General features: G+C 38.7%; 15 protein-coding genes. 6 read left to right on the top strand and 9 right to left on the bottom strand.

Features of this window, described 5'->3' with window-relative positions; all coding sequences use genetic code 11:
- Positions 1–409: 409 nt before the first annotated feature.
- The 3 genes from NEOC95_RS05875 to rpmH are packed head-to-tail and all read right to left on the bottom strand — an operon-like array spanning position 410 to position 2887.
- On the bottom strand, positions 410–2416 hold the full coding sequence (locus NEOC95_RS05875; protein ID WP_166157661.1) for an ATP-dependent helicase: 2007 nt from the start codon (positions 2414–2416) through the stop codon (positions 410–412).
- Positions 2400–2753 (bottom strand): ribonuclease P protein component, encoded by a 354-nt coding sequence (gene rnpA, locus NEOC95_RS05870; RefSeq protein ID WP_166157658.1) that lies wholly within the window; start codon positions 2751–2753, stop codon positions 2400–2402. Before rnpA ends, NEOC95_RS05875 begins: the two co-directional genes overlap by 17 nt.
- Positions 2750–2887, bottom strand: a complete 138-nt coding sequence (rpmH, locus tag NEOC95_RS05865; protein WP_042242994.1) for a 50S ribosomal protein L34 — start codon at positions 2885–2887, stop codon at positions 2750–2752. The genes rnpA and rpmH overlap by 4 nt, the downstream gene beginning before the upstream one ends.
- A 323-nt stretch (positions 2888–3210) precedes the next feature.
- Between rpmH and rpmJ the strand changes: the two genes are divergently transcribed.
- Both rpmJ and rpsN read left to right on the top strand, forming a co-directional pair.
- Entirely contained in the window at positions 3211–3348 is a 138-nt protein-coding gene (rpmJ, locus tag NEOC95_RS05860; protein ID WP_039385792.1) for a 50S ribosomal protein L36, read from the top strand.
- A 15-nt stretch (positions 3349–3363) separates the two neighbouring features.
- A complete protein-coding gene (gene rpsN / locus NEOC95_RS05855) occupies positions 3364–3669 on the top strand; it encodes a 30S ribosomal protein S14 (protein ID WP_039385795.1) in 306 nt (101 codons plus the stop codon).
- A gap of 131 nt (positions 3670–3800) precedes the next feature.
- On the opposite strand, the gene NEOC95_RS05850 is transcribed toward rpsN, so the two are convergent.
- Positions 3801–4229, bottom strand: a complete 429-nt coding sequence (locus NEOC95_RS05850; protein WP_166157655.1) for a DUF4339 domain-containing protein — start codon at positions 4227–4229, stop codon at positions 3801–3803.
- A gap of 131 nt (positions 4230–4360) precedes the next feature.
- Here NEOC95_RS05850 and NEOC95_RS05845 point away from each other — a divergent pair, with 131 nt between their 5' ends.
- The 4 genes from NEOC95_RS05845 to NEOC95_RS05830 all read left to right on the top strand — a co-directional run bounded on the left by NEOC95_RS05845 (position 4361) and on the right by NEOC95_RS05830 (position 6820).
- Positions 4361–4837, top strand: coding sequence for an Asp23/Gls24 family envelope stress response protein (locus NEOC95_RS05845; RefSeq protein WP_213152131.1), 477 nt, complete (start codon positions 4361–4363; stop codon positions 4835–4837).
- Between the two features lie 3 nt (positions 4838–4840).
- Entirely contained in the window at positions 4841–5353 is a 513-nt protein-coding gene (locus NEOC95_RS05840; protein ID WP_213152130.1) for a hypothetical protein, read from the top strand.
- A 28-nt stretch (positions 5354–5381) separates the two neighbouring features.
- The gene (gene mnmM, locus NEOC95_RS05835) at positions 5382–5987 is read left to right on the top strand and encodes a tRNA 5-(aminomethyl)-2-thiouridylate-methyltransferase MnmM (RefSeq protein ID WP_213152129.1); all 606 of its coding nucleotides are present in this window, start codon (positions 5382–5384) and stop codon (positions 5985–5987) included.
- Between the two features lie 452 nt (positions 5988–6439).
- Positions 6440–6820, top strand: coding sequence for a hypothetical protein (locus tag NEOC95_RS05830; RefSeq protein WP_249270187.1), 381 nt, complete (start codon positions 6440–6442; stop codon positions 6818–6820).
- Positions 6821–7321: 501 nt separating this feature from the next.
- Here the strand turns inward: NEOC95_RS05830 and NEOC95_RS05825 are convergent.
- From NEOC95_RS05825 to NEOC95_RS05805, 5 genes are all read right to left on the bottom strand, one after another.
- Positions 7322–7891, bottom strand: a complete 570-nt coding sequence (locus NEOC95_RS05825) for a BON domain-containing protein (RefSeq protein WP_213152127.1) — start codon at positions 7889–7891, stop codon at positions 7322–7324.
- An 863-nt stretch (positions 7892–8754) separates the two neighbouring features.
- The gene (locus tag NEOC95_RS05820) at positions 8755–9543 is read right to left on the bottom strand and encodes a leucine-rich repeat domain-containing protein (protein WP_166157635.1); all 789 of its coding nucleotides are present in this window, start codon (positions 9541–9543) and stop codon (positions 8755–8757) included.
- Positions 9544–9660: 117 nt separating this feature from the next.
- Positions 9661–11346 carry a leucine-rich repeat domain-containing protein gene (locus NEOC95_RS05815; protein ID WP_213152126.1) on the bottom strand — a complete coding sequence of 562 codons (1686 nt, stop codon included), beginning with the start codon at positions 11344–11346 and terminating at the stop codon, positions 9661–9663.
- Between the two features lie 513 nt (positions 11347–11859).
- Complete coding sequence (locus NEOC95_RS05810; RefSeq protein ID WP_213152125.1) at positions 11860–13227, bottom strand: leucine-rich repeat domain-containing protein; 1368 nt, start codon at positions 13225–13227, stop codon at positions 11860–11862.
- Between the two features lie 760 nt (positions 13228–13987).
- Positions 13988–16321 (bottom strand): glycosyltransferase family protein, encoded by a 2334-nt coding sequence (locus tag NEOC95_RS05805; RefSeq protein ID WP_213152124.1) that lies wholly within the window; start codon positions 16319–16321, stop codon positions 13988–13990.
- Positions 16322–16370: the final 49 nt, after the last annotated feature.

The following is a 16370-nucleotide window of genomic DNA, read 5'->3' as shown; positions in this document are numbered from 1 at the left end:
TGTTGGTTATCTAGCTTGATTGGTTTCATAGTCAACTTTGCAAGAAATTAAGAGCTTTATAATGATTTAGGCGTAAACAAATTATAGCGATTTGGGAGAAAAAACGCTCTCAAAATATGCTTAAGCATGAAATATTCTTTAAATCATGTCAAACTAGATTAAGTTAAAATCGAAGAAGCGATTTAGAATATTAAATATCTTTAAATCATTTTTTATATCCCTACCCTCTAATAAACCAGCTCTTTAAATAAAGAGGTAACTTTTAAACAATGGATTAGAGGGACTTAGTTTTTTAAAACTTATTGACACTCATCTCCCAGTAAAATTGTAGGCTAGTCAGTTATCTGCAGCCTTTTTTTAAGAATATTTGTTTACACCCCGGACAGGATAAACCTAAGGAGTTGCTATTTTACCCACCCCACTCCGTGACTCTTAAGAGCTCTTTGGGAATCTCATAAAGAAAACGCGAAGGCTTACAAGAGACTTTTTTGCCCATTTTATGGCGAGAGCAAGCCATGCTAATCACTAAATTTTGCATCGCACGTGTCATCGCTACATACATTAAACGCCGCTCTTCCTCTACTCCTGTTTCTTTTAAGCTTTTCTCATGAGGAATAATATGATCCTCTATTCCTACTAAGAAACATACAGGAAATTCCAATCCTTTAGCACTATGGAAAGTCATTAAATTGACTTTATCTTCTCCTGTTTGCTGCTGACGAGCCATACGTTCCCAATCATTTTCTAAGCAAACTGTGCTTAAAAAATCATATAGCCGTGGTTGCTTATGAAGTTTTTCTTTTACCTTACATGCATAATCTCTTAACGTCTCCACAAACTCCAGGCAATTTTCCCACTTAAATTCCCGCATCTGCGAACTTTTAACCTCTTCCTCAATAGCTTTACGGTAATCAATTTTTTCAATTAGCCATTGAAGAGTTTCTGCTAAAGGCATTTTTTCAAAGCGCTCTTGAGCTTCTTCAATAAGAGCTACAAACTCTCGGATAGCTTTCAAAGTTTTTGCAGGTAAGGAACTCTTAATCTCTTCCTCTTTAAGCTGGTCATCACCTACCATTTTTAAAACTTCCCAAAGAGAAATATTCTGCTGGCGATTATAGGCCGTAAGAGCATCTAAAGAAATTCCACCTATCCCCCGTCGTGGTTGATTAATAATACGTAGTAAAGCTTCCTGATCTCTATGATTGACTATTACACGTAAATAAGCGCATAAATCTTTGACTTCACGCCTTTCATAAAATTCTATGCCCCCGTAAATTTGATAAGGTATCCCTTTCATCCATTGCCCATTCTCTGTCCACGTATATTTTAATAAAGCCGTTTCAAAAGCACGAGAAAGAGCATTAGAACGGTATAAAATGGCAAAATCATTCCAACGTAAGCCTTTTTTTTCCCTCATTTTGACCATTCTATACACCACAGCTTCAGCCTCATCACTCTCTTGAGGCGCATAAAAAATCTCAATGGGCTCACCCTCTCCCTTGGTGCTCCATAAAGCTTTAGGATAACGAGACTGATTTTTGCTGATCACCGCATTAGCGGCTTTAAGAATTGTATTGGTCGAGCGATAATTTTGTTCTAGCTTAATCACCACTGCTTGCTCAAAATCTAAAATGTTGCGTACTTCCGCTCCTCGCCAGCCGTAAATAGACTGATCATCATCACCTACTACACACAAATTATTATACTTTGCGGAAAGCAATTTTGCTAAGCGATACTGAATAGGGTTGGTATCTTGATACTCATCGATCATAATATAACGATACTGTTCTTGATAGCGATTAAGAACGTCGGGATACTTTTCTAAAAGCTGCACCGTAAGCACCAATAAATCATCAAAATCCACAGCATTATAGGCACGCATACTTTCTTGCAAGCGACGATAAAGAGTGCTTGAAAATTGATCATGCCAGGCAGAGCCTGTATTTTGAATCTGCTCTGCGCAAAGCCCTTTATTTTTAGCCTGCGTGATCACTGCTAACGTAGCGGCTAATGAAGGTAGATCTTTTTCTCTTTCTAGCAGATCACGTGCAATAGTGGAAATGAGACGCTGAACATCACTCTCACGATAAATAGTGAACTCTTTGGTATAACCCAAACGTACGATCTCTTCTCTTAGTATCTGGATGCAAAAACTATGAAATGTACATAAGGTAACTAGCTTGGCTATCCTATGGGGGACGAGTGCGGCCATTCGATGATACATCTCGGACGCAGCTTTGTTGGTAAAAGTGAGGCCAAGAATATGGCGAGGATGAACGTCTAGGTTATTGATTAGATGGCACATACGCATTGTAAGAACGCGCGTTTTGCCCGTACCAGCTCCAGCCAAGATTAAGACACGGCCTGCAATGGTATCCACAGCTTGCTTCTGCTGAGTATTAAGTCCCTCGCTCATGATGATTGGTACTTAAGAGCTTCATTAAATCGGTATAAATGTCTAGAGACGTGGCCTGTTTAGCATTAACGCGCGGCTTTACATTAAGGTCTTGCCCTAATGGAAGACTTGACTGGCAATAGCGGAAAGCCTCACGCGTAATCCTTTTAAACCGATTACGATCATGAGCTTTACCATAGCGTTTGGTGACTGTAATCCCTAATCGGGTCATTTGTAGAGGATTAGGTACGATTTCTACGATAACCCATCGCCCGATTAAACGTTTACTGCTGTGAGTAAACTTCTGAAATTGATAGCGCTTGCGTAATCTAAAAAGCTTGGAAAAGCTGTATTTCACGCCCTTGTTAAAGCCTTACGACCTCGGCGACGGCGGGAATTGATGATTTTACGTCCATCCGCAGTTTTCATTCTCTTCCGAAAGCCATGCTCAGATTTACGACGACGTTTACTAGGTTGGTATGTGCGCTTCACATTAACTTCCTTGATTAAAATTTTCGACAATTAAATAAACATGAACAGCAGGATACAAAACAGGTAAAATAAATGCAAGAAAAGAAGTAGAGAAAACTGATGATAAAGCAACTAAAAAATGGAAGAGAAAAACAACTATATTTTTAATTTAAAGCTTCCTTATCTACTGTCTATAAAGAGGTCCTAGCCATAAGCCCCTTAGCGCTCAAAGCCTCTTGAGAGCTCTTCTCTTTACCTTTACAAGAAAAGGATTGAAAGGAAATTAAGGTTTAGGATATAAGAATCGCTTAACTTACAAATTATTGTAACACGCAGGAACAGATATGAAAGTAAAAGCATCCGTTAAAGCCGATCCATCGAAGGGTGATATCCTCGTACGTCGCCAAGGACGTCTTTATGTGATTAATAAGAAAGACCCGAATCGTAAACAGCGGCAAAAAGGCCCTGCTCGTAAAAAATAGGAAGATTATAATCATATGGCAAAAAGGTCCTCAATAGAAAAAGCAAAACGTCGTGAAAAAGTTGTTAAGCTGAAATGGGAAAAAAGACAAGCTCTTAAAAAAACAGCCGCTGACATCAATATTTCAGAAGAAGAACGTCATGAAGCTCGTGTAGCGCTTAACAAAATGCCACGTGACTCATCCCCTACTCGTCTACGTAATCGCTGCCTTTTAACAGGACGTGCAAGAGGATTTATTAGACAGTTTAAACTCTCCCGCCTTACCTTTAGAGAAATGGCTTTGCATGGATTAATTCCTGGCGTTACTAAGTCTAGCTGGTAAGAGCAAAAAATTATAAGAGGTAAGTTTAGGGTTGAAAGAACAACACGCATGGTTCTACAAAGCCTTAAGCTTACTATTTTTCTTTTTAGTTTGACCTCAATCGTTAGCCAATCTTTAAAGTGCGTAATCCTTTAGCTCCTAATCCTTTTATAAATTTTAGGAAGCTCATTGATACGCTGCCAATCAGCCATCCCTTCTGACCATACATAAGTTAAGGAGGTTATTTTGTTATCTAGCCACAGTGTGTATAACTCTCTAAAATAAATAGGACCTTGTTGGCGGTGTGCCTGGTCCAGATAAAACCATTCTTTATTCTCCTCCGAAACTTCCCCTCTATCTTCCGCTAAAGTTTCATATTTAGGAATCGCATTCTCTTCTATTTTATTTTTTGGCCCTGTTTGATCATTCTCAAAAGGTTTTAAAACAAAAAGTAAAATAAGAGAGAAAATTCCTAAAAGTATACCTAGCATGAACCATATTAATGGATCCCGTCCCCTTTGTTTAGCCACATAAGCAGAAAAGGCAGCCAGAAAAAAAAGTAAAAAAAAACTAACCATCATACGATTCTCTTCACACCCTGCTATCTTTTAAGTATAAATTTCGATTTAATAGGGCAGCATCAACTATTTCAGTTAGCATTTTATTATATTCTTATTTATGATGCTGTCAACTATTATAGGGAGAATCTAGCATGGGGGAAAAGAAAATGCCTATTGATGTGAAAAAAGTTGATACCAAAGAATTTGAGCTACCTGAAACGCTGTTTATTCGTGACGTTGACAACAAAGTCTTTCAAGGAATTGTCCTTGAATGCCTGAATCGCATTGAAGGCGTCACTTTGGTAGAGAGCACTTTCATCGACAGTATCTTTGGACGTAATACTACCGAAGGAGCGCGTGGAATCATAGCAGAGCAAGATAACAAGAATCACTCGGTAGGTATAAAAATTGAGGTGAACGTTTTTTACGGAATTTCTATCCCTGAAAAAGCGGAAGAAATACAAACGCTTGTTTCTGAGGAAATTACCCATCTTACCGGTTTACACGTCTCCTATATCCACGTGGTCTTTAAAAATGTGGTAACTGCCGATTCTAAGAAATCTCTTTCTCCCGTCACAACCCCTGTAAACTTGGTTAGCACCCAAGAAGACTATAGCGATGAGTTCTAAATTATGAACCAATTTTTTTATCCCTTGCTTACCTTTGCTATCTCTCTATTTTTTATAGTGCTTGGCTTACTAAGTATTTTGGTGCAAGCCTCCCAACATGTTCGTTCAGAATTTGTAGCCTTTATTGAGAGAGATCAGCTTTTTCTTTCACTATTTGGGATAGGATGTTTGGCGATCGGAGTTGCTATCATTTTTTACTTACGGACTAATTTAAAAAAAAGTTATTTAAAAATTAATTCCAAAGATAATCATGCTTATTTTTTGGACGAGAACATCTTCCAAGAATATATGCATGATTATTGGAAACAGCTCTTTCCTAAAGAAGAGGTTCCGAGCTCCATTCTTATTAAAAAAAATAAAGTAGTCATCACTGCCGATCTTCCTTATATTCCTTCTGCTAAACAAAAAGCATTGATGGCACGCATAAATGATGACGTGAAAGAGATGTTAGTTCGTTTGCTGGGCTATCAGCAGGAATATGTCCTTTCTTTAAGCTTTCAAAAAGAGATCCCCTAGTAATCTTTCTAATACCTCTTAAAAATCTATGCGAGCTCACTTTCCTCTTTTTAATTCCCATCTAGAACTTGCCCACCTCTATTGGGAAAAATTAGTTCAAAAAGGCGACCTTGTTATTGATGCTACATGCGGGAATGGCCAAGATACGTTAATATTGGCACAATTGTGCGCGGACCCTAAAGGAGGATTAATCTATGCCTTAGACATTTTGCCAAGAGCAATAGAGCTTACTCGGAAGTATTTGCATGAAAAATTATCCTCCATTCATTTCCAACAAGTGCGCTTTATTTTAGGATGTCATTCTACCTTTCCTAAGGAGATTCTCTCTGAAAGTGTTAAATTGATTACTTATAATCTAGGATATTTACCAGGAGGTGGTGATAAAACGCTAACCACTACCGCAAAAACTACTATAGAAAGTATAAAAAATGCTATGCTGCTGCTTCAACCGGGTGGAGCTATAAGCATTACCCTTTATCCAGGCCATCCTGAAGGGCAATGTGAGGAGCAGAGTGTGCTATCTCTCGTGGAAAAACTAAGCCCCTTAGAGTGGAGCTGCAGTCATCATCAATGGATCAATCGACATAAAAAAAGCCCCCATTTACTCTTTATCCAAAAGCGTCTAGCTATATAGCTTCTCCTTTAACTTAAAACATCGATAAGCCAAAACCTGCTTACTTTTAAAACAGCTATTAACCTAGACGCCATGAGCCATCTATCTGATAAAAAAGCTTTTCCTGGGATTTTAAGATTTTTTAGGTAGGAAATGGTCAGCTGGGCCAAGAACAAGAAGAAAGGCGTTAAGGCTAATAGGCAAACGGCGAATAATAGAAAAAAACCATTAAGATAGCTTAAAGCATGCTTTAAACCCTCGAGGAAAATTTATGCCTAGGCTCTTATTTCAACAAGAAAAAGTATTTCTATCTGCATCTTACTTTGTAAATAGCCTAAAATTTTATATTGCGAATTTTTTCTCCGCCTGGTTAAATAAGAGGTCAGTCATTCAGAATGAGCGGAAAGTAGGCAAATATATAGCAACACTTTCCAGGGTTAAAAAAACTTTCTTATTTTCTAGACAAGATGAAAATGTTTAACTTTATCTCTCGTATTATACGACGATTTCGTTATCCCGTCTCCTTACCAGAAGATATTGCCCATGCTTTAGGGGTAGAGTTTTCGTATGGCTTGACTTTCGAGGAGTTTGTGACTCAACTGCAATGCCCTCAGTTAAGATCCACTCGCTTAAAAAAATATATGCCCCGCCAACAAGCTGAGGAGGCATTCAAATCCGCTCTTCGTGTCGATCGTTTCTCTCAAAAAAGCTTATTTTCCTATTACTTTAATGAAGGCTGGATGGAGTTTATTTTACAATTTGATGAGCAGGGATGCTTACGCCGAGTTTACCTTCAACACAAGTATATTCCAGAAGAAATGGGGTTAGAAATTCTTCTCAGCACACAAAACTAAATTTTTCATTTTACTCATAAAATTACTTCTTCCTAGAGGGAGGAGCCCAGCCAAAGAAGCTACTGCGCTCCTTAAAAGATATCTAAGGTGATCGCTTAGAAAAGGGTGTGCAACAATTTTTCTGTAGAAGGTGAGCTCTTTTTCTTTTAACTTATTTTTAAGGTGTTTTTGCCCCTTTTTAGATTGTTTGCATCAATTTTAATGAGCCCCCCTTCATTGGAGTGAGGGGGCACGATTAAAATTTTATTCAGTACCTTAAAAGGTTGATTGGCAAAGCTTCCTCTTAAGGCTGGCTATCTATGTGTATATTTTGCATTCTATCACCCATGCCAAACAGCTCTTTATCGCTTTCTACCGAGCTTGTAAATGTGATTATCCCTATGGATAGGGTAATTTCAATTTAATCCTCATTTTGTTTTACGTCTATCCTTCCTAATTCCCTTCTTTTTTTTAATGAAAAAATTCATGTCTTTAGGCGAGGGTAAATTTTGTTAAGGCTTGCTAGCTAGCAAGCTTGCTGTCTTGATTTTGTGGAGTAGAAGATTCAACTTTCAGCTGATCGTTAATATCAGTAACCCCTTGGATCGCACGTACTCTCCTCTCGACCTGTTGTCTATCATCTTCTGTTTCTACCGTACCAGACAAAATGGCAATACCTTTATAAAAGCGTATATTCACCAAAGGGTAATTTTTCTTTAAACGGTTATTTTTTAATGTTTCTTCGATCTTGTAATAGATTACGCTATTAGAGGCCTTATTTTGATAGCTATTGATCTGCTTGCTGTTTATCTCTCTTTGGTTAGGATTTCCCTCTCGAGTAAAGCCCTGCTGTACACTGCTTTCCCAATCATTCTTCTTTTTATTCTCTCTCCTTGAGCTATTTTGCAAACTAAAATATTGGCTCCCCGGCGAAGTTTGAAGAGGGTAACCCGATGGAGCAGAAGCAGGATCCTCAAAATAAGAATTAGGAACAGGGCAATATTCCCCTCTGCATTGTCCGTAAGCCGAGCTCATTCCTGCAAGGATGACCACAGCACATGTATGAGAAAAAATAGAGAGAGAAATCTTCATAGCATCTCCTTAAAAATAGATAAATTATTGTTTTTGCTGATCCCTCTAGCCAATGTAGTGAGAGAGCTGCGAAGCCGGGCATTAAAAAATGAGGCAGAAAGGCGCCTATGTTAAAAATCTCTTTTTTTCTTGCTTTGCCTAGCTATTTAGGCTGCTAGTTCACCCTTTAATTCGTCCTTATTTTAAAGCAAGGTGGTGGGTAAAATGCACCTACGAATGTGAATCGAATAAACTTAAGCCACAGCGCCCATCTAGGGATAAAAGAGGCGTTATTTTGCAATATACCTAATCTAAAAAATTGTAAATTATATTTTTTAATAATTCTTCACAAAAGCTTAGACTGATACTCTATTCGGCTCTTATTCAAATACTTATAGGAAAGGGATAGGACAATCTAAAGGAAAATTGAAAAAGAGGAAGGAAAAAAGCTAAAGTTAACTTTTATAAGCTTTTTAATAGCATCCATCTTTTGAAATAGTTAAGGAGAGATTGACTTATTTTTTCTTTGAACGGGAAATTCCATTTTTTTAGAAATAATCAAAAGAAAATAAGCTATTGATTAATAATAGCTTATATTTATTGTCGGCGCTTTTTACTTGTGACTACATGCGCATGATTCTTTGGCAAAACTTTTGGTAACTCTATCTTTAAAGCCTCAAACATTTGTCTATTTTGGTGACGTGGTTCTGGAATTTGCTGAAAACCAGCCTAATTAATTTCTTGGCGCCTACAATTTTTAATAAAAAAACCTAAGCTTTTAATAATAAACTAATTATTTAAACTTATAAAAAAATGGAACTTCCGCTAAAAGTTTTTTTATTTCATTTTAGCTCACCCCAATTAAAAAATCACTTACGGCTATTTTACAATAGAAAACGCTGCCTTATTCTTTCTGCAATATCTTTCAAAGGATTTTCCGCTAATTCAAGCTGGATAAGCTGAGACAGCTGCCCGATTTCTGCAGGCAACCTGGTGAGCTGGTTTTCTTTTAAGTCAAGCTCTTGCAGCTTAGACAGCTGCCCGATTTCTGCAGGAAGACGGGTGAGCTGGTTTTCTCTCAAGTCAAGCTCTTGCAGCTTAGATAACTGGCATATTTCTGGGGGTAAATAAGTCAAGCCCGCTTTAGATAAACCTAGCACAGTTGAGTCTTTCCAATTTTCTTCAATCCAATCTCTAAGTAGCTCTCCTTTTTTCTCTAGAGGCAAGTGCTTAATTTCTTCTCGGCTCAAGTATTCTTCCCCACCAGGAAGTTTTTTCCAAACTAAAAGGCGATTAATATTCAGCAGATAAGAGGAGTAGTTAGCTAAAGTAAAATATTTTTTTTCTTCAATCTTCCATTTAAATTCTAGAGGAGAAAGAGAACTAGCTAAAGTAAAGATTTGCCTAAAAATTGCATTTACTTTTGCTGTTTCCGAGAGGCTACTTTCTAGCTTATATATCCTATCTAAAATAAAAGCCTGCTTGTTAATATCTCCTTGGGAAACATGTACTTTACCTATTTGTTTATAAAGAGAAGACATTACTTCAGAAGCCAGCAGATGATGCCATCTTTTACAGGCGCTAAATAAGGAAGGAACTGCGCAAGCCTCTATGATAGGGAGTAGCAATTCATTGGGCAAGCTTTCAATAGAGGCTGAAGAGATAGAATGCATTTTATTTCCTTGAGTAGGGATAACTTTTCAGCATTATTATTTCTAAAGGCAATATAAAAAAATTAAAAAAGCAAGTCTAATTAGCTCGCCCCAAATTAAAAAGAACTTACGGCCATTCTACAATTGAAAACGCTGCCTTATTTTTTCTGGAATATCTTTCAAAGGATTTCCCGCTAATTCAAGCTGGATAAGCTGAGACAGCTGCCCGATTTCTGCAGGCAAACAGGTGAGCTGGTTCTGGTTTAAGTAAAGCCACCGCAGCTCAGACAGCTGTCCGATTCCTGTAGGCAAAGCGGTGAGCTGGTTTTGATTTAGTTCAAGCGTTTGCAGCCGAGACAGCTGCCCGATTTCTGCAGGAAGGCTGGTGAGCTGGTTTTGGTTTAAGTTAAGCTGTAGCAGCTGAGATAGCTGCCCGATTTCTACAGGCAGGCTGGTGAGCTGGTTCTGGTTTAAGTAAAGCCACCGCAGCTTAGACAGCTGCCCGATTTCTCCAGGCAGGCTGGTGAGCTGGTTTTGATTTAAGTAAAGCACTTGCAGCTCAGACAGCTTCCCGATTTCTACAGGCAGAGCGGTGAGCTGGTTTCGATTTAAGTCAAGTCCTTGCAGCTGAGGCAATTGCTCGATTTCTGCAGGAAGGCTGGCAAGCTGGTTTTGATTTAAGTAAAGCCATCGCAGCTGAGACAGCTGCCCGATTTCTGCAGGAAGGGTGGTAAGCTGGTTTTGATTTAAGTAAAGCCAGCGCAGCTGAGATAGCTGCCCTATCTCTGCAGGCAGAGCGGTGAGCTGGTTTTGATTTAAGTAAAGCCTTTGCAGCTGAGACAGCTGTCCGATTTCTGCAGGCAGGCTGGTGAGCTGGTTTTGGCTTAAATCAAGCTCTTGCAGCTTAGACAGCTGTCCGATTTCTGCAGGCAGGGTGGTGAGCTGGTTTTGGCTTAAATCAAGCGTTTGCAGCTGAGACAATTGACCTATTTCTGCAGGCAGACTGGTGAGCTGGTTTTGATTTAATTCAAGCCTTTGCAGCTCAGATAGCTTTTCGATTTCTACAGGCAGACTGGTGAGCTGGTTTTGATTTAATTCAAGCCTTTGCAGCTGAGACAGTTGCCCGATTTCTCCAGGCAGATTGGTGAGCCGGTTTTGATTTAAGCAAAGCCACAGCAGCTGAGAAAGTTGCCCGATTTCTGCAGGAAGGCGGGTGAGCTGGTTTTGTTTTAAGTTAAGCACTTGAAGCTGAGACAACTGGCATATTTCTGGGGGTAAATAAGTCAAGCCTGCGTTAGATAAATTTAGCGAAGTTAAGTCTTTACAATTTCCTTCAATCCAATCTCTAAGAAGATCTCCTTTTTTTTCTAGAGGCAAGAGCTTAATTTCTTCTCGGCTCAAGTATTCTTCTCCACCAGGAAGTTTTTTCCAAACTAAAAGGCGATTAATATTCAGCAGATAAGAAGAGTAATTAGCTAAAGTAAAATATTTTTTTTCTTCAGTCTTCCATTTAAATTCTACAGGAGAAAAAGAACTAGCTAAAGTAAAGATTTGCCTAAAAATTGCATTTACCTTTGCTGTTTCAGAAAGTCTACTTTCTAGCTTATAAATCCTATCTAAAATAAAAGCCTGCTCCTCAACATTTCCTTGGAAAACATGTATTTTACCTATTTGTTTACAAAGAGAAGGCATCACTTCAGAAGCCAGCAGATGATGCCATCTTTTACAGACGCCAAATAAGGAAGGAACTGCGCAAGCCTCTAAGATAGGGAGTAGCAATTCATTGGGCAAGCTTTCAATAGATGTCGATGAGATAGAATGCATCTTATTTCCTTGGTTAGTGATAACTAATCAGCATCTTATTTATTAAAGGCAATATAAAAAAATTAAAAAAGCAAGTCAAACCAATTTGTATCTTTATCAATGAAAAACAATTCGCAGATAATCTACCACGCTTTTATTTCAGATAGATCCAAGAAAAGGGTGGAGACCTTTCAAGCATTTAATAGCAGCCACAGTTTTTGGAGAGTAAGTGAAGCGGCAATCTTGGTTTGGCTAAAAGAATGAGATTGATTCTTTGCCTTATTTGAGAAAATAGCTCTTTTTTGGTGCAATTTTTTAATTCGTTTATCAAATGATGGAATACAATGCGCCTAGCTTCTTCCTGTCAAGAAAGGTTGTTCTCCCCCTAGCAATCTGCAGAAAAAGAGAGAAACTTCTTGTCATTATAAATGTGTAGGTTAGTTTAAGCTTACTTAAGTTGCGGGAAGGAAAGGAGATTACTTGTTTAAAGATAAGATGACTAAAAGTTTTTATTTCATTTTAGCTCACCCCAATTTAAAGATCACTTACGGCTATTCTAAATAGAAAACGCTGCCATATTCTGTCTGCAATATCTTCCAAAGGATTTTCTGCTAGTTCAAGCTTGGTAAGCCGAGACAGTTGCCCGATTTCTCCAGGCAGATTGGTGAGCCGGTTTTGATTTAAGTAAAGCCACCGCAGCTGAGAAAGTTGCCCGATTTCTACAGGCAGGCTGGTGAGCTGATTTTGATTCAAGTAAAGCTCTTCCAGCCGAGACAACCGTCCTATTTTTGCAGGCAGAGCGGTAAGCTGGTTTTGGTTTAATTCAAGCCATTGCAGCTCAGGCAGCTGTCCGATTTCTGCAGGCAGACTGGTGAGCTGATTTTGATTTAATTCAAGCCCTTGCAGCTGAGACAGTTGTCCGATTTCTGTAGGCAGAGCGACGAGCTGGTTTTGGCTTGAATTAAGCCTTTGCAGCTGAGACAGCTGTCCGATTTCTGCAGGCAGACTGGTGAGCTGGTTTTGATATAAGTCAAGGGTTTGCAGCTGAGACAATTGCCCGATTTCTGCAGGCAGACTGGTGAGCTGGTTTTGATTTAAGTAAAGCCTTTGCAGCTGAGACAGCTGTCCGATTTCTGCAGGCAGTGCGGTAAGCTGGTTTTCTCTTAAGTCAAGCTCTTGCAGTTCAGACAGCTGCCCGATTTCAGCAGGCAGTGCGGTAAGCTGGTTTTCTCTTAAGCCAAGCTCTTGCAGTTCAGACAGCTGCCCGATTTCTGCAGGCAGGGCGGTGAGCTGGTTTTGATATAAGTCAAGGGTTTGCAGCTGAGATAACTGGCATATTTCTGGGGGTAAATAAGTCAAACCTACTTCAGATAAATCTAAATCTATGAAGTTTTTACAATTTTCTTCAATCCAATCTCTAAGAAGCTCCCCTTGTTTTTCTAAAGGTAAATACTTGATTTTTTCTTGGCTTAAGTATTCCGCTCCCCCAGGAAGGTTTTTCCAAAGTAAAAGCCGATTAATATTTAAGAGATAAGAAGAGTAATTAGCCAGAGTAAAACACCTTTTTTCCGGGGTTTTCCATTTAAATTCTAGCTCCGCAGGAGCAAGGGCTTTAGCTAGAGTAAAGGCCTCCTTGAAGATTGCCTTAGCTTTTTCTCCTTCAGAAAGCCTATCATCCAGCTTATAAATCCTATCTAAAATAAAAGCCTGCTTGTTAATGTCCCCTTGGGAAACATGTACTTTACCTATTTGTTTATAAAGAGAAGGCATTACTTCAGAATCTAGCAGATGTTGCCATCTTTTACAGACGCTAAATAAGGAAGGAGCTGCGCAAGCCTCTAAGATAGGGAGTAGCAATTCATTGGGCAAGCTCTCAATAGAGGCTGAAGAGATAGGATGCATTTTATTTCCTTGGGCAATGATAACTGCTTAGTATTTTTGTTTTTTAAAGACAATATAAAGAATTAAAAAAGCAAGTCAAACGAATTCGTATCCTTATCAATGAGTAACAACTCACAGGCAATCTACCACGCTTTTATTTCAGATAGATTTAAGGAAAGGGGGGGACTTCCAAGCATTCAGGAGCAGCCACAGGTTTTGGAGAGTAAGTGACGCGGCAATTTTGGTTTGGCTAAAAGAATGAGATTGATTCTTTGCCTTATTTGATAAAATGGCTCTTTTTGGGGCAATTTATTAATTGGTCTATCGAATGATGAAATACAATAGGCCTAGCTTCTTCCTGTCAAGAAAGGTTGTTCTCTTAGCCTAGCAATCTGCAGAAAAAGAGAGAAACTTCTTGCCATTATACCGGAAGTTCCATTTTTTTAGATACCACCAGTAGTAAACAATTTATTGATTGTTAACAGTTTATATTTGTTGCCGGCGTTTTTTCCTAGTGACTACATGCGCATGATTTTTTGGCAAAACTTTTGGTAACTCTATCTTTAAAGCCTCAAGCATTTGTCTAGTTCGGTGACGTGGTTCTGCAATTTGCTGAAAGCCAGTCTAAGTAATTTTTTGGCGACTACAATTAAAAAAAACCTAAGCTTTTAATAATAAACAAATTACTCACTTTACCCTTATAAAAAAATGAAACTTCCGTTTAAACTTTTATTCATCCAAGCGAATGATCCTCTTGCCCAATGGCAGATGTGCCTAAAGGTTAAAATTCTCCGTAGGCTTTAAAAATAATTTCTTCAAATGACTTTACATATCCTTTAACATCAGCAAATTGCTCATATTGCTTTTTTGCATGATAAGACCACTCCTTATAAGTGGTTGGATTGGTTAACAAATGGCAAGCAAGCTGAATATATTCTTCTTTCTTTCCTGTATGCACAGCGCGATCGATTCCCATGAAAATCCCCCCATAGCGAGCTTGCTGAGGACCATTAACATCAAACATGGTGACGACAGGACAACCCGAAGCCATTGCATCTAAAATAGCCAAACAACTTCCCACCGGAAACTCATTTAAATATAGATGCATAGAGCGTGCATATTGACTGGGATTAGCCAAAGGCCCTAAATAATAGAAACGATTATCTACTCCATACTCCTTGAATATTTTTTTTATCCTTTCTAAATTGCTAATAGCTCCTATAGGGGCATAGACAGCCTGAGGGACTTTTTGAAGAATTTCAGCTATGGCATAACATAGCTCAGCTGTCAATCTTGTATCTAATTTAGTAGATATAGTAGTCATGACCAGGCAGTCTTCAGGTAATCCTAAAGATTTTTTTTCATAGGGCTGAGGGAGCCAGTTTTTTCGGACATCCAAAGCAAAAGGCAAAGCTACAACTTGCGTATGAATTTTCTTGTATAAGTCTTGGTAAATTTCTACAGCTGTATCTGTGCTAACAATAGCTAGGTCAAAGCCGGGATAAGTAGGCTGGCTACCATGCTCTAATAAAACCCTTAAAGGCACATCTACCATCTGTGTCGCCAGCGTATTAACCGTATCAGGACCATGGAAAACTGCTACATCTATTTTAGCCTCTTTGAGCAAAGAGCTTAAATGATGAGCTCTATGCAAATAAGTCGCCGGATTCTCATGGATAAGAGTAGAAACCCCTAAGGTTTGGAATTGACAAATTAGTGCTCGCCCTCTTTGCAAAGAAGAGGAAGAGGTATAAAAATTGTGAGGATATTCTAAAAGATTTTCAGCTAATATTTCTGTGCTTATTACTAGGAGTTCCATCTTTGAAGAATCATGATGAAGTACTAAATTCTGTAGTAAGCGTGTAGGAGCATGGCCTCCATAGGCAATTTGAGGAACAATATGAGCTACTTTTATTTTATCTTTTGCTAGGCGGGCTCTTACCGCTCTTTTTTTAGCTAGATCAGAGAGCAAAATTTGCATTTTATCCTGAACTTCAGGCCCCAGGGATTGGCTAGAAGAAGGCAAGCCCTTGTGAGTATCATGCCACCTGAGCTGTCCCTCTCGCATATGTAAAGCAGGTAGGCGACTAAAGCCCAAGCGGTCTTGTTGAATAGAGAACAATAGGCGCTTGGCAATTTCATACAGCCCATTACCTAGCGGGGTATCCACGTTAAATTCTGAGTAAGGTTGTAAAAAACAAGCTTGTAAAGCCTGCATCAACGCGGGAGCATACACCCGTAAATGAGAGGTAGGAATAAAAAAAATGGGGTAAAATTCTTTGCCCAAGAAATCTTTAAAATTTTGAGAGCTTATTTGCGCATGAGGGTAAAATTCTAAAATATAAATAAGATGATGAGCTTCCCCCGCCGCTTGTACAAAAGCTGGAAACTGCAGCATTTGAAAAAAAATAGCAAGGGAAGTAAAGGCAAAAACCGCGGGGCGTTCCTTAAATTTTTCCAAAAAATCTGTAAAATCTTCCTTTAATGGCTCAAAGAAAATCACAGCAATTCTATCTAAAGGCACATCTTCCAAAGAGGGAGGAAATAAAGAATATTGTAAAGGATACCAAGGATGAGCCTCCCCATATTGGCAATTAAGACTTGAAAGATAAGAAGACTTACGTTGGAGAAGGTTTTGCCATCCAGCGGCCATACGTAAATGAAATTCAAATAGAGTTTTAAAATTGTTGGGGACTAACCCTAAAATCTCTTTGATAGCTTCAGGGGATAAAGGTATCTTTCCTTGTTCAGCTTGAAAAATTTTTTCAAGGAAAGGAGGAGCATTTTTACCCAGGCTAGAATGTTCTTTTTCCTGGCAAGCAAACGAGAGAAGAAACAATAAGAAACTTTCTTCCACTTTTAAATCATTAATTTCTTTCTCATATAGGTGAGGATGGCTTTTCCGCAAATTATCTATAAGCAGTAATTGATATCTAGCTTCTAGGCTTTTACCAAAAACTGCTGCATCTACAAAATTGATTACCTGCTTTACCCATTCGTTGGCAGGTTGAAGGGTATCATAGCTAGGCTCTGGAGAGTAGATAATCTGGCTGACAGCAGCTACTAGGTCTCCCCGGCTATAAAATTCAAAAAATTTTTTTAGATATTCCTGCATTTTATACACACCATCGCTTGTTAGAAAAAATTTTTTATATAACATGTAA

Origin of the sequence: Neochlamydia sp. AcF95 (assembly GCF_018342455.1) — a bacterium.
Taxonomy (GTDB): domain Bacteria; phylum Chlamydiota; class Chlamydiia; order Chlamydiales; family Parachlamydiaceae; genus Neochlamydia.
The sequence above is the reverse complement of the archived record's forward strand: the minus strand, read 5'-3'. Positions and strand labels throughout refer to the sequence as shown.